Consider the following 25,429-nt stretch of genomic DNA (forward strand, 5'->3'; position numbering starts at 1 on the left):
TCAGGCCATCCTCTTCAGCTTGGGATCGAGCGCGTCGCGCAGCCCGTCGCCGAGCAGGTTGATCGCGAGCACCGAAATGAGGATGGACAGGCCCGGCATCGTGACGATCCACCAGGCGCTGTCGATGTAATCGCGCGCCGAGGCGAGCATCGCGCCCCACTCGGCGGCGGGCGGCTGCACGCCGAGGCCGAGGAAGCCGAGCGCGGCGGCATCGAGAATCGCCGACGAGAAACCGAGCGTCGCCTGCACGATGAGCGGCGCCGTGCAGTTGGGCAGCACCTGCGAGAACATCAGACGCAGCGTGCCCGCACCGGCCACGCGCGACGCTGTTACGTACTCCTTGTGCAATTCGCCGATCGCCGAGCCGCGTGTGAGACGCACGTAGCCCGGAAGCGCGACGATGGCGATCGCGAGCATCGTGTTGGTGAGACCGGGGCCGATGATCGCGACCACGGCCACCGCGAGCAAGAGCGAAGGCAGCGCGAGCAGCACGTCCATGAGACGCATGATCGGCGTGTCGGCCCATTTGTCGAAGAACGCGGCGACGAGGCCGAGCACGACGCCCGGAATCAGCGCGAGCACGACCGAGACGCAGCCGATCCACAGCGACAGCCGCGCGCCGTACATCAGGCGGGAGAGGATGTCGCGGCCGGCTTCGTCGGTGCCGAGAATGAATTGCCAGTTGCCGCCGTCGAGCCAGGCGGGCGGGATTTTCACGTTATCGCGATACTGTTCGATGGGGCTATGCGGCGCGATCAAAGGCGCGAAGATCGCGACGACGATCAGCACGAGCACGATGACGCCAGCCGTAACAGCGCCTTTGTTGCGCGAGAAGTTCGCCCAGAATTCGCGCAGCACGAGAGCGCGACCCGAGGGCGGCGTAACCGCCTGGGGCGCGGTGTTCTGAATGTCAGCCATCACGCCTCCGAATGTCGTGGGTTGTGTTGTGAAAAGCGTTTCATGACGTGCTTACCTCGTGTGACGGATGCGCGGATTCAGCACGCCGTACAGCAGATCGACGACCAGATTCACGACGATCACGAGGGTCGCGATCATGAGAATGCCGCCCTGCACGACCGGATAATCGCGGCGGCTGATCGCATCGATTAGCCATTTGCCGACGCCGGGCCACGAGAACAGCGTTTCGGTGAGCACTGCGCCCGCGAGCAGCGTGCCGACCTGCAGGCCGATCACAGTGACGACGGGAATCAGCGCGTTGCGCAGCGCGTGCACGACGATCACACGCAGCGGAGAGAGGCCCTTCGCGCGCGCGGTGCGGATATAGTCCTCGCGCAGCACTTCGAGCATCGACGAGCGCGTCATGCGCGCAATCACCGCGAGCGGAATCGTGCCGAGCACGATGGCGGGCAGGATCAGGTGGCTCACAGCGGACCTGAACGAGCCTTCATCGGTGCCGGGCAGAAGCGAATCGATCAGCATGAAGCCGGTGACGCGCGGAATGTCGTACTCGACGGCAAGGCGCCCCGACACGGGCGTCCAGCCGAGCTTCGACGAGAACACCATGATGAGGATGAGGCCCCACCAGAAGATCGGCATCGAGTAGCCGGTGAGCGCGGTGCCCATCACGCCGTGATCGACGACAGTGCCGCGCCTGAGCGCCGCGAACACGCCGGCGGGCAGCCCGATCGCGAGCGCGAAGATCAACGCGCAGATCGAGAGTTCTACGGTGGCGGGAAAGCGCGCGAGAAACTCGCCCATCACGCTGGTGTTGGTGATGATCGAGGTGCCGAGATTGCCACGCACAGCGTGGGCAACGTAGTGGAAATACTGTAACGGCAGCGGTTCGTCGAGACCGAGGCGATGCATCGCTTCGGCGTGCATCTGCGGATCGACGCCGCGCTCGCCCATCATCACTTCGATGGGGTCGCCGGGAATCAGGTGAATGAGCGCGAACGCAAGGACGGTGATGCCGATGAACGTCGGTATCACCATGCCGATGCGGCGCAATACAAAGCGGAACATGGTTTGTTCCCCGAAAGCATGAGAATGAAATGCAACCGGCGACGGGGGCTCGTGACCCCGGTCGCCGGACCTGATTCGACCAGTCTTCTAGAATACCGTCAAACTGAGCGAATGAACCGTACAGGTTACCCGATCAACATTACTGCATGCCAACGCCATCGAAGCGCGCGTAGCCGAGCGGTTCGATACGCATGTCGGTCACCTTCTTGCTGACCGGCTGATAGACGGTCGAGTGAGCGATCGGCGAGAACGGCAGTTGCTGCGCGAAGATCTGCTGCGCTTGCACATAGAACTTCGTGCGCTGCGCCTGATCGGACGTCGTACGGCCCTTCTGGATCAGATCGTCGAACGGCTTGTAGCACCACTTGCCGAAGTTGTTGCCGTTGACGGCCTCGCAGCCGAGCAGCGTGCCGAGCCAGTTGTCGGGGTCGCCGTTGTCGCCGGTCCAGCCGATCAGCATCGCGTCGTCTTCGCCCGCGTGCGCGCGCTTGATGTACTCGCCCCACTCATACGTCGTGATCTTCGCCTTCACGCCGATCTTCGCCCAGTCGGCCTGGATCATCTCGGCCATCAGACGCGCGTTCGGGTTGTACGGACGCTGCACGGGCATCGCCCAGAGCGTGATCTCGAAGCCGTTGGCCTGACCCGCCTTCGCGAGCAGCGCCTTCGCCTTTTCCGGATCGTACGCGTTCCCCTTCAGCGTCTTGTCGAAGGACCATTGCGTCGGCGGCATCGGGTTCGTCGCGAGCTGGCCCGCGCCCTGGTACACCGAGTCGATGATCGCCTTCTTGTTGATCGCCATGTCGAGTGCGTGGCGCACATCGACGTTATCGAGCGGCTTGTGCGTGACGTTATACGACAGGTAGCCGAGGTTGAAGCCCGGCTGCGACGGCATCGCGATGTTCGGCTCGGCCTTCAGCGGGGCGATGTCCGCGGGACGCGGATAGCTCATCACCTGGCACTCGTCGCGCTTGATCTTCTGCACGCGCACGCTTGCGTCCGGCGTGATCGAGAAGATCAGCTTCGAGATCTTCACGACGCCCGGCTTCCAGTAGTCGGGGTTGCCGTCGAAGCGGATCGTCGCGTCCTTCGTGTAGCTCCTGAAGATGAACGGACCTGTGCCGGCCGGGAACTGGTTGATGTCGGCGGCCTTGCCGGCTTTCAGCAGTTGATCCGCGTATTCAGCCGAGAGGATCGACGCGAATTCCATCGCCATGTTCTGGATGAACGGCGCGTTCGGCTCGTTCAGAGTGAACTTGACCGTATACGGATCGACCTTCTCGACCTTGGCGATCAGCTTGTCGAGACCCATGTCGGTGAAATACGGGAACGACACCGGGTAGGCCTTGCGGAACGGCTGGTTCGGATCCAGCATGCGCTGGAACGAGAAAACGACGTCGTCGGCGTTGAATTCGCGCGTCGGCTTGAAGTACGCCGTGGTCTGGAACTTCACGCCATGACGCAGATGGAACGTGTAGGTCTTGCCGTCGGCGGAAACGTCCCACGACTGCGCGAGGCCCGGTTCCACCTTCGTGCCGCCGCGCTCGAATTCGACGAGGCGGTTGTAGACGGTGAACGTGTTGGCGGTGAAGTCGGTGCCGGTCGTGTACTGCGACGGGTCGAAACCGGCGGGGCTGCCTTCCGAGCAATAGACGAGCGTCTTGTTCGGGATGCTGCTGGCCGCGTTTGCGAGTGAGGCGCCAACGAGCGTTGTCGCGGCGATTGCGGCGAGCGAGGTCAGCCGTGCTGCACGCAACATTTTGTTTTCTTTCATGTTCTCTCCAGTTCGGTGCCGGCCGGAGCCAGCGTAGCGCGATCTTACAGAGCCGGGGGCGCCGTCACAAGCAAACGGCGGGCGGCTGTCGCTCGTGGAAAACGCCTGGTTGACAGGTCCCAGGCGAGCACCTTGGTCCGCCCGCGGCCGGGTTGCCACGGCCGCCTGATGCAATCCGGACCTACCTCCGAGTCCGGGCGCGGCACAAACTTAACGCGCCAAAACCTTTCGTGCAGCCCGGCGGGCCGGCCCGCGAGTCGATTTGGAACCGCCGCGGCTCAACGCCGCAGGCCCATCCGGAACGCACCGAGGCTCGCGATGTGGCCGTTGTGGATACAGGAGGACGACGCATCGGGCGCGATATTGCTCTGCCGATACGTTTGAAGATAGTCGAGGCGCGGCTGGAATCCAGCGAAACGCGCACGCGATGAGAGGTGAAAGCCGGGCGCGGTTGGCTGGATTCCAGCCGCGCCCGGAAAGCGTGCGTCAGAAGCCCAGACGCTCGCAGATCGCCTTGGTCGCCGCACCGCCGTTGAGCGTGTAGAAGTGCAGCCCGGGCACGCCCGCATCGACGAGGCGGCGGCACAGGTCCGTCACCACGTCGAGGCCGAACGCGCGGATCGCCTCGCGGTCGTCGCCGAAGCTCTCGAGGCGCTTCGCGATCCAGCGCGGCACTTCCGCACCGCACATGTCGGAAAAGCGCATCAGCTGCGAGTAGTTCGTGATCGGCATGATGCCGGGCACGATCGGCACGTCCACGCCGAGCTTGCGGACGTCGTCGACGAAGCGGAAGTACGCGTCCGCGTTGAAGAAGTACTGCGTGATGGCCGAGTTGGCGCCGGCCTTTACCTTCTGCGCGAACGCCTCAAGGTCGTGACGCGGCGAGCGCGCCTGCGGATGGTACTCGGGATAGGCCGCCACTTCGATGTGGAACGCATCGCCGGTTTCCTTGCGGATGAACGCGACCAGCTCCGACGCATAGCGCAGCTCGCCCACGGCGCCCATGCCGGACGGCAGGTCGCCGCGCAGCGCGACGATGTGGCGGATGCCGTGCGACCGGTACTGCCCGAGGATGTCGCGCAGGCTCTCTTTCGACGAGCCGATGCACGAGAGGTGCGGCGCCGCTTCGATGCCTTCCTTCGCGATGTCGACGACAGTATCGAGCGTGCCCTGCTGCGTCGAGCCGCCCGCGCCGAACGTGACCGAGACGAACTTCGGCTTGAGCGTCGCGAGCTGGGCGCGGGTGGCGCGCAGCTTGTCGACGCCGTCCTGCGTCTTCGGCGGGAAAAATTCGAATGAAAGTTCGATGGGTTTCATGTTGGGATGGTCCCGGCGTCGCGCATCAAACGATGTTGCGGTGGCCGAAGATCAAGGCAGACAGGAGCCACGACACAATGCTGTACAGGATCGAGCCGAAGAACGCCGACCAGAAACCCGACACCTCGAAGCCCTTCAGCAGCGACGCCGCGAGCCAGAAGCACAGCGCATTCACGACGAGGATGAAGAGGCCGAGCGTGACGATCGTGACGGGCAGCGTGAGCAGGATCAGCAGCGGACGCAGCACGGCGTTGATGAGCCCGAGCACGATGGCGACGATCAAGGCCGTGCCGAAGCTACGGATGTGAATCGACGGAACGAGCCAGGTGATGATCAGGAGGGCAAGCGCGTTGATCAGCCAGGTCAGCAGCACGGTCATGGTAGCTCCTTTTTCTTGATGGAATGCCGCGTCCGGGTGGTTCGAAAAGACCTCCGGACGCGGTGCACAGCTTGCTCAAACACGGGCCTGTGGCAAGCGCGGCGGCCCGGCGATATGCCCCGAATACCGCGCCGCGCGCCCAGTGCTTAGTAGCGGTAGTGATTCGGCTTGAACGGACCGTTCTTCTCGACGCCGATGTACGAAGCCTGCGCGTCGGACAGCACGGTCAGGTTCGCGCCGATGCGAGCCAGATGCAGGCGCGCAACCTTCTCGTCGAGATGCTTCGGCAGCACGTACACCTTGTTCTCGTACTTCGCGCCTTGTGTGAACAGTTCGATCTGCGCGAGCGTCTGGTTCGTGAACGAATTCGACATCACGAACGACGGGTGGCCCGTCGCGCAGCCGAGGTTCACGAGGCGGCCTTCCGCCAGCAGGATCACGCGCTTGCCGTCCGGGAAGATGATGTGATCGACCTGCGGCTTGATGTTGTCCCACTGGTACTGGCGGGTCGAAGCAACGTCGATTTCCGAATCGAAGTGACCGATGTTGCAGACGATCGCGTTGTGGCGCATCGCCTTCATGTGGTCGTGGCCGATCACGTGGTAGTTGCCGGTTGCCGTCACGAAGATGTCGGCCTTGTCGGCGGCGTATTCCATCGTCACGACGCGGTAGCCTTCCATCGCGGCCTGCAGTGCGCAGATCGGATCGATTTCGGTGACCCACACCGTAGCTCCAAGGCCGCGCAGCGACTGCGCGCAGCCCTTGCCCACATCGCCGTAACCGGCGACGACGGCGATCTTGCCCGCGATCATCACGTCGGTGGCGCGCTTGATGCCGTCGACGAGCGACTCGCGGCAGCCATACAGGTTGTCGAACTTCGACTTCGTGACCGAGTCGTTCACGTTGATCGCCGGGAACGGCAGACGGCCATCCTTCTCCATCTGGTACAGGCGGTGCACGCCGGTCGTCGTTTCTTCGGTCACGCCCTTGATGTGCGAGAGGCGCTTCGAGTACCACGTCGGGTCGATGTCGAGGTGAGCCGCGATCGACTTGTACAGCGCGACTTCTTCTTCGTTCGTCGGCTTGGCGATGACCGAGCGGTCCTTTTCAGCCTTCGAGCCGAGGATCAGCAGGAGCGTGGCGTCGCCGCCGTCGTCGAGGATCATGTTGGCGAACTCGCCGTTCGGCCATTCGAAGATACGGTGCGAGAACTCCCAGTATTCGTCGAGCGATTCGCCCTTGAACGCGAACACCGGCGTGCCGCCCTGCGCGATGGCGGCGGCGGCGTGGTCTTGCGTCGAGAAGATGTTGCAGGAGGCCCAGCGGACATCGGCGCCGAGCGCCTTCAGGGTCTCGATCAGCACGCCCGTCTGGATGGTCATGTGCAGCGAACCGGCAACGCGTGCGCCCTTGAGCGGCTGCTGCGCCTTGTACTCGTCGCGGATCTGCACGAGACCGGGCATTTCGGTTTCGGCGATGTCGAGTTCCTTGCGGCCCCAGCCGGCAAGCGCCATATCGGCGACGACGAAATCCTTGGCTTGATCTTGCGGAATTGCGGCGTTCATCACGCCCTCCTTTCTAAAAGTAGCTAGAAATTAAAGACGTGAGCGCCGTTTTCGATGCGGTTGAGTCCGTGTGGATCAACCGTATTGAGCGGCTCCGAGCCTGGCGGGCTGTGTTCGCATTGTGCGATGCCCGTCGCAACGCTCCTCGGAGACGAGGCGTGATTGTAGCAAATCGTGATGGCGGCGGCGGGAGAAGCACCGCGCGCCGTAACGCCCCGCACATCGATGAAGATCGAGCGGGTTTGATCGCGTTTGTTCAAGCGCGCGAGGCGTCAGGCGCTCATCAGGCAATCAGCCTGCGTCGTCGCTGATGGCCGGAATCACGATCTCCGTGACGGGCTCATACGCGGATTCACCCGCGGATTGGCGCCCGGCCTGGTCGAGAGCCTCGCCCACGTTGAGGCCGCGTAGTTGCTTCACGACGCCAATCGCCTGATCGAGAAACTGGCGCGAGAACTGGATGACCGCCGCGTTGTCGCCCGGATCGGGCGTGTCGAGCCCCGTCTGGATACGGAAAAAGCGTTCGGCGTGAATGCCGGTGTGATAGTGCATGCGCACACGCTTTGCATCGTCGAGCCGGTGCTGGCCGAACGTTTCGTGTAGCGCCCACGCGAGCGCGCCGTCCTCGCCGCCGTACTGGCGGAAGAAGTCGTCCATCGGAAATCCGCCCAGTGCGAGAAACGCGCAACGGCGGATCACAAGCGAGCTCGGCACCGTATTGCTGAGCGCACGGGCTTTCGTGGCGAAGTCGGGATGCGCGAGCACCGACTCGGGAAAGCCGTAGAAGTCGACGTCGAGCCGGACCACGGCATCGCGCGGCGACTTTTCGAGCCAGGCACTGGCGGCCGTGAGTGCGCCGGGGAGGTATTCGTCGTCGGCGTCGAGGAAGGCGAGCACCGGCGCGGTGGCATGCAGCGCGCCCCAGTTGCGCGCACTCGCCTGACCGCTGTTCGACGCCATCTGCAACAGATGCACGCGTGCGTCGAGGCGGGCGTAACGGAACACGATTTCGGCCGTTTTGTCGGTCGAGCCGTCATCGACGACGAGGATCTGCGCCGCCTCGCGTTGCGCGATCGCACTGTCGAGGGCACGCGAGAGCGTCGGCGCGCTGTTGTAACAGGGGATGATGATCGAAATGGGCAGCATGGGCAGCTCGTGATCAAGCCGCGACGCAGGCGGCAACGTTGTCCATCATAGCCCGGCAGGCACCGTGTGCATGCCAGAATTGACGCGGCACGCAGCCGCTGGCCGGACCGCCCCACCGGAGAATCCCAGCGACTGTCGGCGTGCGCCCCGCACGGCGTTCAGAAGACACCGCCTGGGCAAGCAGCGGCGCGTCGGAGTTACATCGGCAGGAAGCCCAGCGCCGGAGCGAGCAACACCATCACCACGCCCGCGATCATCATCGTGAGACTCGCAACGACGCCTTCCTCGCGGCCCAGTTCGCGCGCCTTCGCGGTGCCCACGCCGTGCGCCGCGGCGCCGAACAGCGCACCCCGCGCGAGCCGCGTGCGCAGCGGCACGAACGCGAGCACTAGCTCGCCGAAGAGCATCCCGCACACGCCAGTTGCGATCACGAAGAGTGCGGTGAGGTCGCGCGGCGCGTGGATCTTGTCGGAGACGGCGAGTGCGAACGGCGTCGAGACCGAGCGCGTCATCAGGCTGCGCTGCAGGTCCGGGGAGAGATGCAGAAGCTTCGCGAGCGCAAGCGACCCGCCCACCGCGACGACGATACCCACCGTCACGCCGACCGTCAGCGAGATCCAGTGACGCTTGAGCAGATCGCGATACTCGTAGATCGGAACCGCGAACGCGACGGTCGCCGGTCCGAGCAGCCACATGAGCCAGCGCGTGTCCTCGAAGTAGACCGGATACGGAATGTGCAGCAGCAGCACGATCGCGCCGAGCACGGCCGGAACGGCGACGAGCGGCGTGAGCCACGGCGAACGCAGGCGCGCGTAAAGCGCCTTCGATGCGAAATAGAGCGCGACGGTGAGGATGAAGCAGCCCGCGGCGATCAACCGGGAGGCATCGTCGGCGAACAGGTGTTCAACGATCGTGTTCATGACGGAATCATCCTGAAAGTGGGTCGATCAAACGGGGCTTGTGCGGCCAGTCAGGCACGCACGTGGTGGCGTGCGTACTGCACGCGGCGCAGGGCGAGGCGGCGTTCGAGGCGCGCGGCCTGCTCGACCGCGAACGCCACCGAGACCATCACCATCAGCGTGCCGCCGACCACGACTAGCGCGAGGCGCCAGCCATCGGCGCGAAAGAGGCCTCCGTACTGCACAGCCGCCACGGCGGCCGGGATGAAGAACAGCAGCATGTCCGAAAGCAGCCAGTCAGCGCCGGCCTTGACCCAGCGCGGCGCAACGCCGCCGCTAAACAGCAGCGCGAGCAGCGCCGCGAGCCCGACCACGCCGCCCGGCACAGGCAGATGCATCGCACGCGCGAGCGCATCGGCAACGAACCAGAGCCCGGCCAGCAGCGCCGCCTGCACCACGATCCGGCCGGTGCGCGTCACGTAGCCCGCCAGTTGCGAGGCCTTTGTCGTAAAGAGGTGGGCGATCATGGCAAACCCTAAGTGACATTTGAATGAAAGCCAGTATAAGTTGCGCCTCAGCATAAATATAATGACTTAAACTCATCCACTTCATTCCATTTTGGAATCTGGAGTCATAACCGTGGAACTGCGCGCGCTTCGCTATTTCATCGAGGTAGTGCGGCAGCAGAGCTTCACCGCCGCCGCCGACAAGATGCACGTCACGCAACCGACCATCAGCAAGATGGTGAAGTCGCTCGAAGACGAAGTCGGTACCCAGCTGATCGTGCGCGACGCTCGCCAGATGGTGCTCACCGACGCAGGCCGCGTGGTCTGGCAGCGCGGCCAGGACGTGCTCGCCGCGCAGGCGCAATTGCAGGCCGAACTCGACGACCTCGCGACGCTCGGCCGCGGCGAACTGACGATCGGCGTTCCGCCGATGGGCGGCTCGCTCTTCACGCCGGCCATCGCGACGTTCCGCCAGCGCTACCCGAAGATCGAGCTGAAGCTCTTCGAGCAGGGATCGCGCGCAATCGAGGCCGCGCTGATTTCGGGCGAGCTGGAGCTGGGCGGCGTGCTGCAGCCCGTCGATCCGGCGACGATCGACGTGTTGCCGATCTCGCACGAACTGCTGTGGCTCGTCGCGCCGAAGGGCTCACGGTGGGACGGCGAAACGAGCGTGCCGCTGGTCGACCTCGCCGCCGAGCCGTTCGTGTTTTACGGCGAGAGCCTGGCGCTGAACGACGTCGTCTCGTATGCGTGCCGCACTGCCGGCTTCGTGCCGCAGATCGTGGGACGCAGCGCGCATTGGGATGTGATGGCCGCGCTGGTGCTCGCGGGTGTCGGCATCGCGTTGCTGCCCGCGCCGTACTGCCGAAGGCTCGACGCCGCGCGCTTCACGTGCATGCCGGTCAGCGAACCGGCGATCAAGTGGGATATGGCGATCGGATGGAAGCGCAACGGCTACCTGTCGCACGCGGCGCGCGCGTGGCTCGAAGTGGCGAAGGAGGAATTCGGGAAGCCGTCGTCGTTTCTCGATGACTTCGTGCGGCCGCCGGGCCTGGCCGGGTGAGATCGCGCGATGCGGCATCCGCCCCGACTACCGGGGCGGATGCCGTCGCGCTTCAGACTGTGACTTCCGCGGCGGCCGGCTCGCCCAAGCGACGCGTTTGCGCGATGAAGTCGGCGGCACGCTCGCCGATCATCACCGTCGGCGCGTTCGTATTGCCGCCGATCAGCGTCGGCATCACCGAAGCATCGGCGATGCGCAATCCGCTCACGCCGCGCACGCGCAATTGCGTGTCGACCACCGATCGGGCGTCGCCGCCCATGCGGCAGGTCGAGACCGGGTGGTAGATCGTGTCGGCGTGCGCGGCGATCGTCGCGCGCAGTTCGGTCTCGGTTTGCCCCGCATGCGTGTAGAGTTCGCGCCCGCGTAATTCGGCGAGCGGCGACGCGTCGAGAATGCGACGCGCCAGACGCGCGCCCAGCGCGAGCAGATCCATATCGTGCGCATCCGAAAGAAAGCGAGGATCGATCAGGGGCGCGACGCGCGCGTCAGCGCTCGCGAGCATCACCGTGCCGCGGCTCGCCGGGCGCAACACGCAGACGTGAAGTGCGTAACCATGGCCCCAGTGCATGCGGCGGTTGTGATCGTCGACGAGGCCGGCGCAGAAGTGCAGTTGGAGGTCGGGCCGGTCCAGATCGGGACGGCTCTTGATGAAGCCGCCCGCCTCGGCCGCGTTGCTCGTGAACATCCCGGTCCGCGAGCCGAAGTAGCGCGCGAGACCCGGAATCATCTTCGCGAAACCGCGCAGCGAATAGCCGATGGCCTCGGTCGACTTCACACGCAAGTTGTACGTGAAGTCGATATGGTCGGTCAGATTGCGGCCCACCTCCGGCGCATCGTGAAGAACGGGCACGCCGTGCGCGCGCAGCTGATCGGCGGGACCGATGCCCGAGCACATCAACAGTTGGGGTGTATTGAACGCGCCCGCGGCGAGAATCACTTCGCCGCGCGCGACGAGCGTTTCCACTTTGCCGCCGCGCACCACCTGGACGCCGCTCGCGCGCGCGCCATCGAAGGTCACACGCAGCACCGTCGCGTCGGCGATCAAATGCAGATTCGGCCGCTCGTGGCCGTACAGATACGCACGCGCAACCGTCCAGCGCTCGCCGCCGCGCTGCGTCACCTGGTAGAAGCCGACGCCTTCCTGATCGGGTCCGTTGAAGTCGTCGTTGGCCCGGAAACCCGCTTCGACCGCCGCGCGCACGAAGCGCCCGGCCACGGGATTGGGGTCGCGCAGGTCCGAGACGGAAAGCGGCCCGCCCGCGCCGTGCCAGGCGTTCGCGCCGCGCGCGTTGTCCTCGGCGCGCAGGAAATACGGCAGCACGTCCTGCCACGCCCAGCCCGTGCAACCCAATTGCGCCCATTCGTCGTAATCGAGCGGATGGCCGCGCGTGTAAATCATCGCGTTCATGGCGCTCGATCCGCCGAAACCGCGTCCGCGCGGCTGGTAGCCGTACCGGCTCACCAGCCCCGGCTGCGGCTCGGTCTCGTACCCGTAGTTGTACTTCGTGCGCAGCGGCACGAGCGCGGCGATGCCGAGCGGCATGTTGACGAGCAGGCTGCGCTCCGTGTGCGGCCCGGCCTCGATGAGCGCGATCGTCGCGTCGGGACAGTTCGAAGCGAGCCGCCCGGCGAGCGAAGCGCCGCCCGACCCGCCACCGACGATGATGTAGTCGTATTCCATCCGTCTCCTCCGTCGTCATCGGCGTTCCACCTGGGTCGCGCCAGGCGCACGCTCGTTCGATAATGCGTTTTCGCGAATTGTAGGGAGCGAACGGAGCGGACAGCGACTCTTATCTCAGAGCGATCCCTCTAATCGGCAAATGCAGCACGCGCCTATGATGAAAAACGGTGCGGCCATCGACGTCAACCGGCTGCGACATGCACGTTGCTGTAGGGCATCCGGGGGCGACGAAAACCTGGTCCGGCGCAGGCGTACTCACGATGCCCGCTTGCGGCGACCCCGCACCCGCGAACGTCACACGAAGCCGCGCCGATGCGCGTCCAAGGTCCAAAGAGATCCAAAGGAGACAGGCAGATGGAAGCTGCGCATCGCCCCGGCACGACCCACGAGGTGACCAATCAGGCGCCGCCGCTTGCGGACTACAACCTGTTCACCACCGACACCGCGCTTTCTGAAGCGCTCGAACGCGCGCGCGCCGGCTGGCATCGCGACGCGCTCGAACGCGACGGCGCGCAGCTAGGCACGGCCGAGGCGATCGCGCTAGCCGAACTCGCCAACCGCCACGAACCGGAACTCTTCACGCACAACCCGCGCGGCGAGCGCATCGACGCGCTCGAATTCCATCCGGCGTGGCACGGTCTGCTCGCGCAGCTGCGCGCCGCGGGACTGCAAGCCCTGCCGTTCTCGAACCCACAGCCCGGCGCGATGGCCGCGCGCTGCGCGAGCTACTTCCTGCACGCGCAGCTCGAATCGGGGTCGCTGTGTCCGATCACGATGACCTTCGCGAGCATCCCCGTGCTGCGGCGCGAGCCCGCGCTCTTCGAAACGCTGCGCGAGCGGCTTTACGCTCGCGAGCACGATCCGCGCGACCTGCCGTTGCCGCAAAAGACGTCGATGATGATCGGCATGGGCATGACGGAGAAGCAAGGCGGCTCCGATGTGCGCAGCAACCTGACCGAAGCGTATCCCCTGGGCGCTGCGACCGGACGCGGCGCGCCGTACCGGCTGACCGGGCACAAGTGGTTCTTCTCCGCGCCGCAGTGCGACGCGCATCTGGTCCTCGCGCGCACCGACGGCCGCGACACCCTTTCGTGCTTCTTCGTGCCGCGCTTCGCACCCGACGGCACGAAGAACACCGTGAACGTGCAACGACTGAAGAGCAAAGTCGGCAACCGCTCGAACGCGAGCAGCGAAGTCGAATTTTTCGACGCCTACGGTGTGATGATCGGCGACGAAGGGCGCGGCGTGCCGACCATCATCGAAATGGCGAACTACACGCGGCTCGACTGCGTGATCGGCAGCGCGGCGCTCATGCGCGCGGCGCTAGTCCAGGCGATCCATCATGCGCGCCACCGCAGAGCGTTCGGGCGCCCGCTAGTCGAGCAACCGCTCATGCAGAACGTGCTCGCGGATCTCGCGCTCGAATCCGAAGCCGCGACGGTGCTGTTCATGCACCTCGCGCGCGCGTTCGAGGAAAGCGCCGATGCGTCCGGTGCGAATGCTCACGAAGCGCCCGAAGCGCGCGCGTGGCGCCGCATCGTCACGCCCGCCGCGAAATTCTGGATCTGCAAGCGCGCGCTCGCGTTCACGGGCGAAGCGATGGAGGTCTGGGGCGGCAACGGCTACGTCGAAGAAAGCCCGATGGCGCGTTCTTATCGCGAGGCCCCGGTCAACTCGATCTGGGAAGGTTCGGGCAATGTGATGTGCCTCGACGTGCTGCGCGCGCTGGAGCGCGAAGCCGATGCCGCGCAGGCCCTCTTTCTCGCGTGGCGGCGCGAAGCGCAGGACCATCCGGTGCTCACGGCGGCGCTCGATCGTCTATCGGCGCTGCTGAACGGCGCGCCCGGCACGCGCGAAGCGAACGCGCGCCGCATCGCCCAGCAGATCGTGCTGATCGCGCAGGCGATGCTGCTGCGCGCGGGCCCGCAGGAAGTCGCCGATGCGTTCATCGCCACGCGGCTCGACGAACACGACGCCGACTGCGGTCGCGTGTTCGGCACGCTGCCCGCGCGCTTTAACCACGCGGCGCTCATCGCGCGCGCGTTCCCGGCGATCTGAGGCACGGCGCTTGCGCGCCCGTCATGCCCGTCATAATCGAACAAAAACTCAACCCCGAGGACCCACCGACCATGAAGCAGGACCTGCCCGAAGCCGTCACGCGCGACTCACTCGACGCCCTGCTCGCTGCGCAGCGCGACGCTTTCCTGCGAGAGCCGTTCCCCACGTGGGAGACGCGTGCGCGTCATCTGAAGGCATTGCGCGCGATGCTGCTCGACAACCGCGACGCCTTAGCCGAAGCGATGAACGCCGACTTCGGCCAGCGCTCGAAAGCCGAGGTCATGCTCGCCGAATTCGTCGTACTGAAGCAGGAAATCGATGGCGCGCTCAAGCACGGTACGCGCTGGATGAAACCGCAGCGTCGCAGCGTCGGCAAATGGCTGATGCCGGGGCGCGCGAAAGTGGTGCCGCAGCCGCTCGGCGTGGCGGGCATCGTCGTGCCGTGGAACTATCCGCTGTATCTCGGCGCGGGGCCGCTCGTCTGCGCGCTCGCCGCCGGCAACCGCGCGATGATCAAGATGTCGGAGCTGACGCCGCGCACGTCGGCGCTCTTCGAAACGCTGATCAGCAAGGCCTTTGAGCGAGACCACGTCGCTGTGGTCAACGGCGACGCCTCGGTGGGCGCCGCGTTCACGGCGCTGCCGTTCGACCACCTGCTCTTCACGGGCTCGACGCGCATCGGCCACGAGGTCATGCGCGCGGCGGCGGCCAATCTCACGCCCGTAACGCTGGAACTGGGCGGCAAGTCACCGGCGCTGATCGGCGAAAACGCCCGCTTCGACTACGCCGTCGACAGCCTCCTGCTCGGCAAGACGCTCAACGCGGGGCAGACCTGTATCGCGCCCGATTACGTGCTGCTGCCGCGCGGTACGGAGGCGAAGTTCATCGAGCGCGCACGCACGCGTTTTTCGCAGCTCTATCCCGACTTCACGAGCAACGGCGACTACACGTCGATCATCACCGACCGCCATTTCGACCGGCTCGCGCGGCTCGCTGACGAAGCGCAGGAAGCGGGCGCGCAACTGCACCCGCTGGGCGTTCACGACGCGGCGACGCGGCGCTTCGCGCCCGTCATCGTGACGAATGCCCCGGCGGATGGCACGCTGATGCAGGAGGAAATCTTCGGGCCGCTGTTGCCGCTCGTACCCTACGACACGCTCGACGAAGCCCTGCGCTACGTAAATTCGCGTGCGCGCCCGCTCGCGCTCTACCTCTACGCCGACGACGCCCGCACGGTCGAACGCGTGACGCACGAGACGGTGGCGGGCGGCATGTCGGTGAACGAGACGCTGATGCACATCGCCGCCGAGGGCCTGCCGTTCGGCGGCGTCGGCGCAAGCGGCATGGGCGCGTATCACGGCCACGACGGCTTCGTGACCTTCTCGAAGATGAAGCCTGTTTTCACGCAGGCGCGATTCAACGGGCGTGGCTTGATCGCGCCGCCCTACGGCCGGTTGTTCGACTTCCTGATCAATCTGATGATGAAGTTCTGAACGGCGGCGGCGGGAGCGCCCTGACGGGCGACGCGAGGCGCTGAACGGCGGCGCCCGGGGAGACGTCAGCGCCCGGCTTGGCCTCCGCCGGTTGCGCGGCATCGGCAGTATCGGCGGCTTCGAGCCGATGCAGCCACGCGAGCAGTTCCGCCACGGCCTGATACAACTGCGGCGGAATCTTCGAATCGAGATCCACCTGCATCAGGAGCCTCACCATCTCCGGCGACTGGTGCACGTAGAGGCCCGCTTCCTTCGCGCGCTGGATGATCGTGTCCGCGACAATGCCGTAGCCCTTCGCGACAACGCGCGGCGCGCCGTCGGTGGCCGATGGCGTGTCGTAGGCGAGTGCGGCGGCGGTCTTGCGGTGCTGGCGGCTCATCGGGGGTCCCAGTCGAGATCGTCGGTGACCGGCGCGGTGGCGCTCGCGGGCGACTCTGTCTTGCTGGCTTGCGCCTCCTGTGCGGCGGCGCGTGCATAGGCGTTTGCGGCTTTCGCGGCGTCGGCTGGGCCGGCAGCACCACCGCCGACCTCGCGGATCGAGAGTCCCGTGAGGGCAAGGCCGAGCGCTTCGAGGCGGCTTCGCAGCGCCTCGCTGCCCGCGGTGAGCCGCGCCGCGCTATTCGTATTCGCCTGAACGCGCACGGCGAGCGCCGTGCCTGCGAGCGTCAGTTCGGCATCGACGGTGCCGAGCGACGGCAGCGCGAGCGTGAGTCGCGTGCGCCATGGCGCGTCGGCGGGATCGGCGCCGAACGCGCCGCGACGTGGATCGCGTGACTCGACGTGATCCTGCTGAATGCTCCAGTCGAGCCGCACGCCATGCCACGCCTCACCGGTCCAGCGGAATTCACCGGTGGCGAGCAAATCGAGTTGTTGCCGCACGAGCGGAATGACGGCGGCGTGCACGGCCGCGCCCGTCGCCTGCGGGTCCCGCGAGGCGGGCAGCAGTAGCGCCTCGGCGAGTTCGCCGTTCGTGTGCATGAGCGCCGCGTTCGACGCGAGCGTGCCCGCGCCGTTCGGCGTACTCGCGAGGCGTCCCGGCAGCGCGGTCGTGCCGCCCGCCTGCGGCTCGCGCGAACCCGGCGTGAGCGTTTCGGCCCAGAGCACGTCGTCCGCTTCGTCCGAGGTGCGGCTCCAGTCGAGCGGAAGTTGCGCGCTGTTCTGGACGAGCCGGTTCTGCGGCTCGTCCGCGAGCCCTGCAAGCGTGCGCTGGCCGACCAGCCACTGCGCCAGATGCGATTCGTAGAAAAGGCCGCTGTCCGACACGGTCTGCGCAAGCGCCGTCGCGAGCGCGGCAACCGGGCCGGATTGTGAGGCTTGTGTGGCTTGTGCAGCCTGTGTGGTCTGTGCGGCCTGGCCCGCGTTGGCGGTTTGCGCGGCTGAACTTGTGGATGCAGCGGCAGCGTCGCCCTGCGCGCCAGCTGCCGCGGTGTTTGCACCGCCTGCCGCGCCGGCACCTGTGAGATCGGCGGTGATGTCCGCCTGCGTCTGAGCCAGCGCGGCGGCGTCGCCGGCCAGCAGTGCTTCAACCACCGCAGCGGCGCCGGGCATGCCGGGCAGCGGCTGCGAGAACACGTCAGATTGCGTTGCGGCCGCCGGATCGCTCCAGACCGGCGCATTGCCGACCACGGCCGGCGTGGCGTCCCCGCCAGAACGAATGATTGCGTCGAGCGCGAGCGCCACGGCGGAGAGCACCGTTTCCGTCGACGCCTGCTGCGGTGTGACGGTGGTCAGCGCTTCGGGCAGCGCGTCCGTGCCCGTGACGAGCGCGGACACGCCCGCTTCAGCGGTGCCCGCACTGCCTCGCGAGCCAACCGGGTCCAGCGAGCTGAGGCGGTTCGCGAGCAGCGCAGCGGTTCCCGCGTCGATTCCGTTCATGCACCACTCCCCGAAGCCGGCGGGGCGTCGAGAGCCGCCCTCGTATCAATATCGATGGTGCGCGGCGCGCCTAGCGCGCGCCGTACAGCTCCTGCAAGACCCGCGCGGGCCGCGCCGTGCCGACAAACAGCGCCGAGAGCCGCGCCATGCACGGGCTCGCCAGATCGCGGATCGCCGCGTCGTCGGCGAGGATCTGGCGGATCAATTCGAATTTGCGTGCGCGTTCGTCGGCGGTGAGTCGCACGCCGATGTCCGCGGCCTTGAGCGCATCGACGAGGAGTCGGTATTCCCCCTCGAGATCGATCAGATCGTTCCAATGCGCATCACGCGCGGCCGAGAGCATGCGCTCCGACACGGCCGCGATCGCTTCATAGTGTGCAAAGTAGTCTGCTTTCGGACTCATCTCGTCATTGGGCCGCCCCCCGGCCCACCCTGAGCTCTGGTCAGCCGGTCCGCCTCCTCGGCGATCCCTGACCAGGCTTCTTCGAGCGTTGCAAGCAGACGGTCGACCTCGACCAGCTTGGCCTCGCTCTGTTCCATATTCGCTTCCAGCAGCCGGCGCGTGATGTAACCGTACAGCGCGTTCAGGCGTTGCGCGATTTCCCCGCCCACCTCGAGATTCAACGACAGCTGGAGCCCGCTTTCGACAATATTGATCGCCTTGCCGATCGCTTCACAGCGCGGCGCGACATTGCCCATCTGCAGGTGCATGCGAGCCTGCGCCACCGCCTTGCGCGCGCCTTCGTACAGCATCGCGATGAGCTTGTGCGGACTCGCGGCCATGACCCCCGTGGCGACTCCCACGCGGGCATACGCGTTGGCTCCGGATTGTGCTGGGGAAAACATGGGTGCTTCTCCTCGATACGTGCGGCTTCAAATACAGTCCATCCGGCACGCTGCGCACTGAGGGCGCCGCGCCGGCCATAGCCGGGTTATCGGAATGATGCGGGAGAAGCTTTAGGCGCAGGTGCTAACCGGGTATGTCGGCTGAGCCTGCAATCAAACCTGGATCTGCATGAGATCCTGGTACGCGGCAACCAGCTTGTTGCGCACCTGCAGGCCGAACTGGAAGCCGACGTTGGCCTTCTGCATGTCGACCATGACGTCGTTCAGCGACACATTGTTCGCGCCCAGTTCGAAGGCCTGCGATTCGCCCACGGCTTTCTGCTGGTCATCGCTGATCTTGTCGATCGATGCCTTCAGCGCCGACGCGAATCCGCCTGCCGTCGCTGCGCCCGAGGCGGTCTCGGCCGCGCTCGTGCCGCCGGCCGCCTGCGTCGCCATCAATTGCATCTGCGCGAGTGCGGACGTGAGCGGAGATACTGGCACAGTCATGATTGCTCCACGATAAAAAGGTGACGCGGAGGCCGGCGCGAAGCCTGTGTGCGCCGCCCCACCGCACGCGGCGCGCTGACAGAGCGCCGAGTCTGGTGGGAAGCATAGCAGCGGGGCATCGCCGGGAGCGCCGAAACTAGGGGGGAAACCCGGCTCTATTCGCGCAATAGGCTTGCGCGCCGCCACGCATAATCCTTAGACGTGAAAGTGTCTGCTGCCTCGCGCGCCGCGCCGGGCCGGAACCGTTCCGAAGGCGCATGGGCGCGAGGGCGGGGATGGCTACCCGCCGCGTGAGCGGCGCCGGCGCCAGGACACTTAAGGCTTCCCGGAGAAACCCGACGCATGGATTCGTCAGCCAACTCTTTGATCAACCCCGACGCCCGCGTGGGCCTCGCCACCGGCGGCGCCGCTGCAGGCGCCGCGGGCGCAGCCCAGCCGGGTGCCGCGGATGACCTCGGCGGCGGCGGCTTCGCGCAGCGCTTTAGCTCGCTGTCGTCACTGCGCAGCGTGCGCGGCAACCCGCGCGCGCCGCTGATCGTCGCGGTCGCCGTGCTGGTGGCCGTGGTGGCCGCGCTCGTGCTGTGGTCCCGCGCGCCCGACTATAAGGTGCTGTATAGCAACCTGTCGGACCGTGACGGCGGCGCGATCGTTACCGCCCTGCAGGCCGCAAACGTTCCCTACAAGCTCTCCGACAACGGCGGCGCGATTCTCGTGCCGTCCGACCAGGTCAACGAGATGCGCCTCCGGCTTGCCTCGCAGGGCCTGCCGAAGAACGGCTCGGTCGGCTTCGAGCTGATGGACAACCAGAAGTTCGGCATCAGCCAGTTCGCCGAGCAGGTGAACTATCAGCGCGCGCTGGAAGGCGAACTCGAGCAAACGATTGAATCGGTCGCGAGCGTCAAGTCGGCGCGCGTGCATCTGGCGATTCCGAAGCCCTCCGTTTTCGTGCGCGAACACGAGGCGCCCACTGCGTCGGTGCTCGTGAATCTCTACCCGGGCCGCATGCTCGACGAAGGCCAGGTTGTCGCGATTACGCACATGGTCGCCTCGGCCGTGCCCAATCTGCCCGCGCACAACGTCACCGTGGCCGACCAGGACGGCAACCTGCTCACGCAGAACGCGTCGAGCGCCGGTCTCGACGCCACCCAGCTCAAGTACGTGCGTCAGATCGAACACGACACGCAGTCGCGCATCGACGCGATCCTCGCGCCGCTCTTCGGTTCCGGCAACGCGCGATCGCAGGTGAGCGCCGACGTCGACTTCTCGAAGGTCGAACAGACCTCGGAAGCCTACGGTCCGAACGGCAATCCGTCGAACGCCGCCGTCCGCAGCCAGCAGCAGAGCATCGCGCAGGAATTGACGCAAGGCGGCGCCTCGGGCGTGCCGGGCGCGCTCTCGAACCAGCCGCCGCAGCCCGCCTCGGCACCGGTCAACGCACCCGTTGCCGCGAATGGCCAGAGCACGACGACGCCGATCTCCGATCACCGCGACACCACGACCAACTACGAAGTCGACAAGACCGTGCGCCACTACCAGCAGGCGCCGGGCGACATCAAGCGCCTGTCGGTGGCAGTGATCGTCAACTATCAGCCGAAGGTCGACGCGAAGGGCCACTCGACGATGCAGCCGATCGACGCGCAGAAACTCGCGCAGATCGAACAGCTCGTGAAGGACGCGATGGGCTACGACGTGAAGCGCGGCGACTCGGTGAACGTCGTGAACGCCGCCTTCCAGGGCGACATCGATCCGAACGCCAACCTGCCGTGGTGGCGCCAGCCCGACATCGTCGCGCTCGCCAAGCAGATCGCGATCTGGCTCGGCATCGCCGCGGTCGCCGCAGCTCTGTACTTCCTGATGGTGAAGCCGGCGCTACGCCGCGCCTTCCCGCCACCGGAGCCGGCCGCGCCCTTGCTGGCGGGCATCGACGACAGCGAGCCGCTCCTGCTGGACGGCATCCCTGCAGTCACCGAGCTGACCGAAGAGGAAGCCAACGAAGCCGCGCTGCAATCCTTCGAAGTCAATAAACACAAATTCGACCGGAACCTGGACTACGCGCGCACGATCGCACGCCAGGAGCCGAAGATTGTCGCAACAATCGTCAAGAGCTGGGTGAACGATGAGCGCTGAAGGGGCCGTCAAGAGTGCAATCCTGCTGATGTCGCTCGGTGAGGAGGAGGCCGCAGAGGTCTTCAAGTTCCTCGGACCGCGCGAAGTGCAGAAGATCGGCGCCGCCATGGCGTCGCTGAAGAACGTCAAACGCGAAGACATCGAAGAGGTGTTGCAGGAGTTCCTGAAGGAGGCCGAGCAGCATACGGCGCTTTCGCTCGACTCCAACGATTACATCCGCAACGTGCTGAACAAGGCGCTCGGCGAGGAAAAGGCCGGTGCGATCATCGACCGCATTCTCCAGGGCGGCGATACGAGCGGCATCGAAGGGCTCAAGTGGATGGACTCGAGCTCGGTGGCGGAGCTCATCAAGAACGAGCACCCGCAGATCATCGCGACGATCCTCGTGCACCTCGACCGCGATCAGGCTGCCGAAATCCTGGCGTGCTTCGTCGAGCGCCTTCGCAACGACGTGCTGCTGCGTATCGCGACGCTCGACGGCATCCAGCCCGCGGCGCTGCGCGAACTCGACGACGTGCTGTCGGCGTTGCTCTCGGGCAGCGACAACCTCAAGCGCAGCCCGATGGGCGGTGTCCGCACGGCGGCCGAAATTCTCAACTTCGTTCCGAGCCAGTTCGAGGAAGGCGTGCTCGAGAACGTGCGCCAGTACGACGCCGAACTCGCGCAGAAGATCATCGACCAGATGTTCGTGTTCGAGAACCTGCTCGACCTCGAAGATCGCGCGATCCAGCTGCTGCTCAAGGAAATCGAGTCGGAGTCGCTCATCATTTCGCTCAAGGGCGCACCGCCCGCGCTGCGCCAGAAGTTCCTCTCGAACATGTCGCAGCGCGCGGCCGAACTGCTCGCCGAAGACCTCGACGCGCGCGGTCCGGTGCGCGTCTCGGAAGTCGAGTCGCAGCAGCGGCGCATCCTGCAGGTCGTGCGTACGCTGGCCGAGAGCGGCCAGATCGTGATCGGCGGCAAGGCGGAAGACGCGTATGTCTAACCAGCAGTCGACCCGGCGCCCGACCTCAGCGTACCAACGCTGGGAGATGGCGTCGTTCGACCCGCCGCCTCCCGCGCCGCCGCCGCCGACACCCGACGAGCGGGCCGCGCTGGCTGCCGAACTGCAGCGGCTGCGCGAAGACGCGCACACGCAGGGTCACGCACAGGGACACGCGCTCGGCCACGTCGCGGGTCAGGCGCTCGGCTACCAGGCCGGCTACGAGCAAGGTCACAAGCAGGGTTTCGAACAGGGTCTCGTCGATGCGCACGCGCAGGCGAAGCAGCTCGCGGCCATCGCGCAGCGTTTCGGCGACGCGCTGACGACCGTGGAGGCCGGCGTGGCCGAGACGCTTGTCGAGCTCGCACTCGATATCGCGCATCAGGTCGTGCGCCAGCACGTCCAGCACGACCCGAACGCACTCATCGCCGCGGCGCGCGAAGTGCTGGCTGGCGAGCCCGCGCTCGTCGGCTCGCCGCAGCTCGTGGTGAGCCCGGCCGATCTGCCGGTGGTCGAAGCCTATCTCCAGGCTGAACTGGAAGCGCGCGGCTGGACCGTGCGCACCGATCCGGCAATCGAGCGCGGCGGTTGCCGCGCGCAGGCCGCGACGGGCGAGGTGGACGCGACCGTGGCCACGCGCTGGGAACGCGTGGCGGCGGCGCTCGGCAGGATACGGAAATGGTGAGTCCCGGCGCGCACTCCGCCGCCCAGGGCAGTTCTGGGCTCGTGTGGGATGACGAACCCGTGGAGGCGGTGGCTTCAGGCGTGCAGTCGCTGGAGCGTGAAGTTGTGGTCGCGTCGAGCGGGGATGCTTTCGACGATGAAGTGGTGATCGCTTCCATTGCGGGCGCTTCCGACGATGAAACGCAGGTTGCTTCGGCCGCAGAAGCTTCCGACGATGAAGCGGTGATCGCTTCAGTCGCGGACGCTTTCGACGATGAAGCCCGGGTCGCTTCGACCGCAGAAGCTTTCGACGATGAAGCGGTGATCGCTTCAACCGACGAAGCTTCCGACGATGAAGCGCTGATCGCTTCAACCGCGGACGCTTCCGACGATGAAGCCCAGGTCGCGTCGACCGACGAAACTTCCGACGATGAAGCGCTAATCGCTTCAACTACGGACGCTTCCGACGCTGAACCGCCGATCGCATCGACCGCGCAGTTACCCAAGCACGAAGCGCTAGCCACCCTGGCCGAGCAGTTCTCCGAATACGAAGCACAAGTCGCCTCGGCCGAACATGAAGCACCGCCCGCTTCTGCCGAACAGCCAGCCGCGCAAGACGACGCCGACACCACGTCCGCCAGCGCCAGCGAAGCCTCACCCTTCCCGCCCTACACCCCACCGTCACACTACGATCCGGCGAACCCCCACCTGCAAAGCTGGAACACGTTCCTGCAAGGCGTGCGCGAACAAAACGAACTCGCGCTGCCGCTGCGCAAGTGCGGCCGTCTCACGCGGGCGGCGGGTCTCGTGCTCGAAGCGGTGGGCCTGCGTCTTTCGGTGGGCGCCGAAGTGATGATCGAGTTGCCGCCGGGCAGCCACCTGCCGATGGCCGAAGCCGAGGTCGTGGGCTTCGGCGGCGACAAGATGTTCCTGATGCCGACGACCGAAGTCGCCGGCCTGTTGCCCGGCGCGCGCGTGTGGCCGCTCGAATCGGCGCCGATCGCCGATCCGATGGCCGGTGCGAAGCGCCTGCCCGTGGGCTGGGGCATGCTCGGCCGCGTGGTCGACGCCTCGGGCAAGCCGCTCGACGGTCGCGGCGCACTCGCGACCGATCTCGACGCGCCCCTCACCGCGGCCTCGGTCAACCCGCTGCATCGCGAGCCGATCAGCCATGTGCTCGACGTCGGCGTGCGCGCGATCAACTCGCTGCTCACGGTCGGACGCGGCCAGCGCATGGGCCTCTTCGCGGGCTCGGGCGTCGGCAAGTCGGTGCTGCTCGGCACGATGGCGCGCGCGACGAGCGCCGAAGTCATCGTGATCGGCCTGATCGGCGAGCGGGGCCGCGAAGTGAAGGAGTTCATCGAGCAGATCCTGGGCGTTGACGGCCTCGCACGCTCGGTCGTGGTGGCCGCGCCCGCCGACGTCTCGCCGGTGTTGCGCATGCAGGGCGCCGCCTACGCGACGACGCTCGCCGAATATTTCCGCGACCAGGGCAAGCACGTCCTCCTGCTGATGGACTCGCTCACGCGTTACGCGATGGCACAGCGCGAGATCGCGCTCGCGATCGGCGAACCGCCCGCGACGAAGGGTTATCCGCCGTCGGTGTTCGCGAAGCTGCCCGCACTCGTCGAGCGCACCGGCAACGGCCCCGAAGGCGGCGGCTCGATCACGGCGTTCTACACCGTGCTCACCGAAGGCGACGACCAGCAGGACCCGATCGCCGACTCGGCACGCGCGATTCTCGACGGTCACATCGTGCTGTCACGCGCGCTGGCCGAAGCGGGCCACTATCCGGCCATCGATATCGAAGCCTCGATCAGCCGCGCGATGACGGCGCTGATCGACGACCGTCACCTGAATCTCACGCGACAGCTCAAGCAAATGCTCTCGCGCTACCAGCGCAACCGCGACCTCATCAACGTCGGGGCCTATGTGAGCGGACGCGATGCGCTGCTCGACCGCGCGATCACGCTGTATCCGCGCATCGAGACGTTCCTGCAGCAAGGTTTTCGCGAGACCGCGAACTACAAGGCAAGCCTCGACGCACTCGGTGTTCTGATTGGCCAGCCTGCACAAGGTAATGGCCAAGGAGCCAGGAAATGACGCATCCCTCCCCGCTGCAAACCCTGATCGGACTCGCGCAGGACGACGTCGACGCCGCCGCACAGCGACTCGGGCGCGTGCAGCGCGAGCGCAACGACGTCGAAACGCAGCTGGACGCGCTCATCACGTATCGCGATGAGTACCACACGCGCTTCACCGACTCGGCACGCCAGGGCATGGCCGCCGGCAGCGTGCGTAACTTCCAGGCGTTCATCGACACGCTGGATTCGGCGATTGAACAGCAGCGGCGCCTGCTCGAACAGGCTACCGCGCGCGTCGAAGCCGCGAAGCCCGAGTGGCAGCGCTGCAAGCAGAAACTCGGCTCGTTTGAAGTGCTGCAATCGCGTCAGGACGAAGTGGCCGCTCGCAAAGAGGCGCGCCGCGAACAACGCGACGCCGACGAGCACGCCGCGCGCATCCTGCGCATGCGCGCACCGCAGCACCTATAAGACCAATAACCGCACCGTATTCGGGACTGAC

22 protein-coding genes, 1 pseudogene and 1 riboswitch are annotated in these 25,429 nt (G+C 66.2%); of the genes and pseudogenes, 8 read left to right on the forward strand and 15 right to left on the reverse strand.

What is annotated here, in order from left to right; all coding sequences use genetic code 11:
- The 9 genes and pseudogenes from D1Y85_RS12455 to D1Y85_RS12495 all read right to left on the reverse strand — a co-directional run bounded on the left by D1Y85_RS12455 (window position 1) and on the right by D1Y85_RS12495 (window position 9,590).
- Window positions 1-918: an ABC transporter permease subunit gene (locus D1Y85_RS12455; RefSeq protein WP_124151371.1), complete on the reverse strand. Its 918-nt coding sequence runs from the start codon at window positions 916-918 to the stop codon at window positions 1-3.
- Between the two features lie 51 nt (window positions 919-969).
- Entirely contained in the window at window positions 970-1,983 is a 1,014-nt protein-coding gene (locus tag D1Y85_RS12460; protein ID WP_124151372.1) for an ABC transporter permease subunit, read from the reverse strand.
- A 139-nt stretch (window positions 1,984-2,122) separates the two neighbouring features.
- A complete protein-coding gene (locus D1Y85_RS12465; RefSeq protein WP_124151373.1) occupies window positions 2,123-3,757 on the reverse strand; it encodes an ABC transporter substrate-binding protein in 1,635 nt (544 codons plus the stop codon).
- A gap of 486 nt (window positions 3,758-4,243) precedes the next feature.
- A pseudogene (metF, locus tag D1Y85_RS12470) lies at window positions 4,244-5,077 on the reverse strand (methylenetetrahydrofolate reductase [NAD(P)H]); the annotation flags it as partial.
- Window positions 5,078-5,099: 22 nt separating this feature from the next.
- The gene (locus D1Y85_RS12475; RefSeq protein ID WP_124151375.1) at window positions 5,100-5,453 is read right to left on the reverse strand and encodes a phage holin family protein; all 354 of its coding nucleotides are present in this window, start codon (window positions 5,451-5,453) and stop codon (window positions 5,100-5,102) included.
- A gap of 146 nt (window positions 5,454-5,599) precedes the next feature.
- Window positions 5,600-7,018, reverse strand: a complete 1,419-nt coding sequence (ahcY, locus tag D1Y85_RS12480; RefSeq protein WP_124151376.1) for an adenosylhomocysteinase — start codon at window positions 7,016-7,018, stop codon at window positions 5,600-5,602.
- Between the two features lie 33 nt (window positions 7,019-7,051).
- Window positions 7,052-7,171, reverse strand: a riboswitch (S-adenosyl-L-homocysteine riboswitch).
- A gap of 138 nt (window positions 7,172-7,309) precedes the next feature.
- Complete coding sequence (locus D1Y85_RS12485) at window positions 7,310-8,164, reverse strand: glycosyltransferase family 2 protein (RefSeq protein WP_124151377.1); 855 nt, start codon at window positions 8,162-8,164, stop codon at window positions 7,310-7,312.
- Between the two features lie 197 nt (window positions 8,165-8,361).
- Window positions 8,362-9,084 carry an LrgB family protein gene (locus tag D1Y85_RS12490; RefSeq protein WP_124151378.1) on the reverse strand — a complete coding sequence of 241 codons (723 nt, stop codon included), beginning with the start codon at window positions 9,082-9,084 and terminating at the stop codon, window positions 8,362-8,364.
- A 50-nt stretch (window positions 9,085-9,134) separates the two neighbouring features.
- On the reverse strand, window positions 9,135-9,590 hold the full coding sequence (locus D1Y85_RS12495) for a CidA/LrgA family protein (RefSeq protein ID WP_124151379.1): 456 nt from the start codon (window positions 9,588-9,590) through the stop codon (window positions 9,135-9,137).
- Between the two features lie 112 nt (window positions 9,591-9,702).
- On the opposite strand from D1Y85_RS12495, the gene D1Y85_RS12500 reads away from it, so the two are divergent.
- Entirely contained in the window at window positions 9,703-10,632 is a 930-nt protein-coding gene (locus tag D1Y85_RS12500; RefSeq protein WP_124151380.1) for a LysR family transcriptional regulator, read from the forward strand.
- A 52-nt stretch (window positions 10,633-10,684) separates the two neighbouring features.
- Here D1Y85_RS12500 and D1Y85_RS12505 read toward each other — a convergent pair whose 3' ends face one another.
- Entirely contained in the window at window positions 10,685-12,313 is a 1,629-nt protein-coding gene (locus tag D1Y85_RS12505) for a GMC family oxidoreductase (RefSeq protein WP_124151381.1), read from the reverse strand.
- 354 nt (window positions 12,314-12,667) lie between these two features.
- Here D1Y85_RS12505 and D1Y85_RS12510 point away from each other — a divergent pair, with 354 nt between their 5' ends.
- Both D1Y85_RS12510 and D1Y85_RS12515 read left to right on the forward strand, forming a co-directional pair.
- A complete protein-coding gene (locus tag D1Y85_RS12510; RefSeq protein ID WP_124151382.1) occupies window positions 12,668-14,371 on the forward strand; it encodes an isovaleryl-CoA dehydrogenase in 1,704 nt (567 codons plus the stop codon).
- A gap of 71 nt (window positions 14,372-14,442) precedes the next feature.
- Window positions 14,443-15,864, forward strand: coding sequence for a coniferyl aldehyde dehydrogenase (locus D1Y85_RS12515; protein WP_124151383.1), 1,422 nt, complete (start codon window positions 14,443-14,445; stop codon window positions 15,862-15,864).
- Here the strand turns inward: D1Y85_RS12515 and D1Y85_RS12520 are convergent.
- The 5 genes from D1Y85_RS12520 to fliE form a co-directional block, all read right to left on the reverse strand.
- On the reverse strand, window positions 15,842-16,243 hold the full coding sequence (locus D1Y85_RS12520; RefSeq protein ID WP_124151384.1) for an EscU/YscU/HrcU family type III secretion system export apparatus switch protein: 402 nt from the start codon (window positions 16,241-16,243) through the stop codon (window positions 15,842-15,844). The genes D1Y85_RS12515 and D1Y85_RS12520 overlap by 23 nt on opposite strands.
- Complete coding sequence (gene fliK, locus D1Y85_RS12525; protein WP_124151385.1) at window positions 16,240-17,739, reverse strand: flagellar hook-length control protein FliK; 1,500 nt, start codon at window positions 17,737-17,739, stop codon at window positions 16,240-16,242. The genes D1Y85_RS12520 and fliK overlap by 4 nt, the downstream gene beginning before the upstream one ends.
- 70 nt (window positions 17,740-17,809) lie before the next feature.
- Window positions 17,810-18,142, reverse strand: a complete 333-nt coding sequence (locus D1Y85_RS12530; protein WP_124151386.1) for a flagellar protein FliT — start codon at window positions 18,140-18,142, stop codon at window positions 17,810-17,812.
- Window positions 18,139-18,585 (reverse strand): flagellar export chaperone FliS, encoded by a 447-nt coding sequence (fliS, locus tag D1Y85_RS12535; RefSeq protein WP_124151387.1) that lies wholly within the window; start codon window positions 18,583-18,585, stop codon window positions 18,139-18,141. Before fliS ends, D1Y85_RS12530 begins: the two co-directional genes overlap by 4 nt.
- 153 nt (window positions 18,586-18,738) lie before the next feature.
- Window positions 18,739-19,074, reverse strand: coding sequence for a flagellar hook-basal body complex protein FliE (fliE, locus tag D1Y85_RS12540; protein ID WP_124151388.1), 336 nt, complete (start codon window positions 19,072-19,074; stop codon window positions 18,739-18,741).
- A gap of 342 nt (window positions 19,075-19,416) precedes the next feature.
- Here fliE and fliF point away from each other — a divergent pair, with 342 nt between their 5' ends.
- The 5 genes from fliF to fliJ are packed head-to-tail and all read left to right on the forward strand — an operon-like array spanning window position 19,417 to window position 25,398.
- A complete protein-coding gene (fliF, locus tag D1Y85_RS12545) occupies window positions 19,417-21,201 on the forward strand; it encodes a flagellar basal-body MS-ring/collar protein FliF (protein ID WP_124151389.1) in 1,785 nt (594 codons plus the stop codon).
- Complete coding sequence (fliG, locus tag D1Y85_RS12550) at window positions 21,191-22,186, forward strand: flagellar motor switch protein FliG (protein WP_124151390.1); 996 nt, start codon at window positions 21,191-21,193, stop codon at window positions 22,184-22,186. Before fliF ends, fliG begins: the two co-directional genes overlap by 11 nt.
- On the forward strand, window positions 22,179-22,868 hold the full coding sequence (fliH, locus tag D1Y85_RS12555; RefSeq protein ID WP_124151391.1) for a flagellar assembly protein FliH: 690 nt from the start codon (window positions 22,179-22,181) through the stop codon (window positions 22,866-22,868). The genes fliG and fliH overlap by 8 nt, the downstream gene beginning before the upstream one ends.
- Complete coding sequence (gene fliI, locus D1Y85_RS12560; RefSeq protein ID WP_342773470.1) at window positions 22,862-24,949, forward strand: flagellar protein export ATPase FliI; 2,088 nt, start codon at window positions 22,862-22,864, stop codon at window positions 24,947-24,949. The genes fliH and fliI overlap by 7 nt, the downstream gene beginning before the upstream one ends.
- Window positions 24,946-25,398 carry a flagellar export protein FliJ gene (gene fliJ, locus D1Y85_RS12565; protein ID WP_124151392.1) on the forward strand — a complete coding sequence of 151 codons (453 nt, stop codon included), beginning with the start codon at window positions 24,946-24,948 and terminating at the stop codon, window positions 25,396-25,398. The genes fliI and fliJ overlap by 4 nt, the downstream gene beginning before the upstream one ends.
- Window positions 25,399-25,429: the final 31 nt, after the last annotated feature.

Origin of the sequence: Paraburkholderia dinghuensis (assembly GCF_003837865.1) — a bacterium.
In the GTDB taxonomy this organism is placed as follows: domain Bacteria; phylum Pseudomonadota; class Gammaproteobacteria; order Burkholderiales; family Burkholderiaceae; genus Paraburkholderia; species Paraburkholderia dinghuensis.

Coding starts and splice junctions, on each gene's coding strand:
- D1Y85_RS12455 (WP_124151371.1), bottom strand. CDS start 918: ATGGCTGACATTCAGAACACCGCGCCCCAGGCGGTTACGCCGCCCTCG.
- D1Y85_RS12460 (WP_124151372.1), bottom strand. CDS start 1,983: ATGTTCCGCTTTGTATTGCGCCGCATCGGCATGGTGATACCGACGTTC.
- D1Y85_RS12465 (WP_124151373.1), bottom strand. CDS start 3,757: ATGAAAGAAAACAAAATGTTGCGTGCAGCACGGCTGACCTCGCTCGCC.
- D1Y85_RS12475 (WP_124151375.1), bottom strand. CDS start 5,453: ATGACCGTGCTGCTGACCTGGCTGATCAACGCGCTTGCCCTCCTGATC.
- ahcY (WP_124151376.1), bottom strand. CDS start 7,018: ATGAACGCCGCAATTCCGCAAGATCAAGCCAAGGATTTCGTCGTCGCC.
- D1Y85_RS12485 (WP_124151377.1), bottom strand. CDS start 8,164: ATGCTGCCCATTTCGATCATCATCCCCTGTTACAACAGCGCGCCGACG.
- D1Y85_RS12490 (WP_124151378.1), bottom strand. CDS start 9,084: ATGAACACGATCGTTGAACACCTGTTCGCCGACGATGCCTCCCGGTTG.
- D1Y85_RS12495 (WP_124151379.1), bottom strand. CDS start 9,590: ATGATCGCCCACCTCTTTACGACAAAGGCCTCGCAACTGGCGGGCTAC.
- D1Y85_RS12505 (WP_124151381.1), bottom strand. CDS start 12,313: ATGGAATACGACTACATCATCGTCGGTGGCGGGTCGGGCGGCGCTTCG.
- D1Y85_RS12510 (WP_124151382.1), top strand. CDS start 12,668: ATGGAAGCTGCGCATCGCCCCGGCACGACCCACGAGGTGACCAATCAG.
- D1Y85_RS12515 (WP_124151383.1), top strand. CDS start 14,443: ATGAAGCAGGACCTGCCCGAAGCCGTCACGCGCGACTCACTCGACGCC.
- D1Y85_RS12520 (WP_124151384.1), bottom strand. CDS start 16,243: ATGAGCCGCCAGCACCGCAAGACCGCCGCCGCACTCGCCTACGACACG.
- fliK (WP_124151385.1), bottom strand. CDS start 17,739: ATGAACGGAATCGACGCGGGAACCGCTGCGCTGCTCGCGAACCGCCTC.
- D1Y85_RS12530 (WP_124151386.1), bottom strand. CDS start 18,142: ATGAGTCCGAAAGCAGACTACTTTGCACACTATGAAGCGATCGCGGCC.
- fliS (WP_124151387.1), bottom strand. CDS start 18,585: ATGTTTTCCCCAGCACAATCCGGAGCCAACGCGTATGCCCGCGTGGGA.
- fliE (WP_124151388.1), bottom strand. CDS start 19,074: ATGACTGTGCCAGTATCTCCGCTCACGTCCGCACTCGCGCAGATGCAA.
- fliF (WP_124151389.1), top strand. CDS start 19,417: ATGGATTCGTCAGCCAACTCTTTGATCAACCCCGACGCCCGCGTGGGC.
- fliG (WP_124151390.1), top strand. CDS start 21,191: ATGAGCGCTGAAGGGGCCGTCAAGAGTGCAATCCTGCTGATGTCGCTC.
- fliH (WP_124151391.1), top strand. CDS start 22,179: ATGTCTAACCAGCAGTCGACCCGGCGCCCGACCTCAGCGTACCAACGC.
- fliI (WP_342773470.1), top strand. CDS start 22,862: ATGGTGAGTCCCGGCGCGCACTCCGCCGCCCAGGGCAGTTCTGGGCTC.
- fliJ (WP_124151392.1), top strand. CDS start 24,946: ATGACGCATCCCTCCCCGCTGCAAACCCTGATCGGACTCGCGCAGGAC.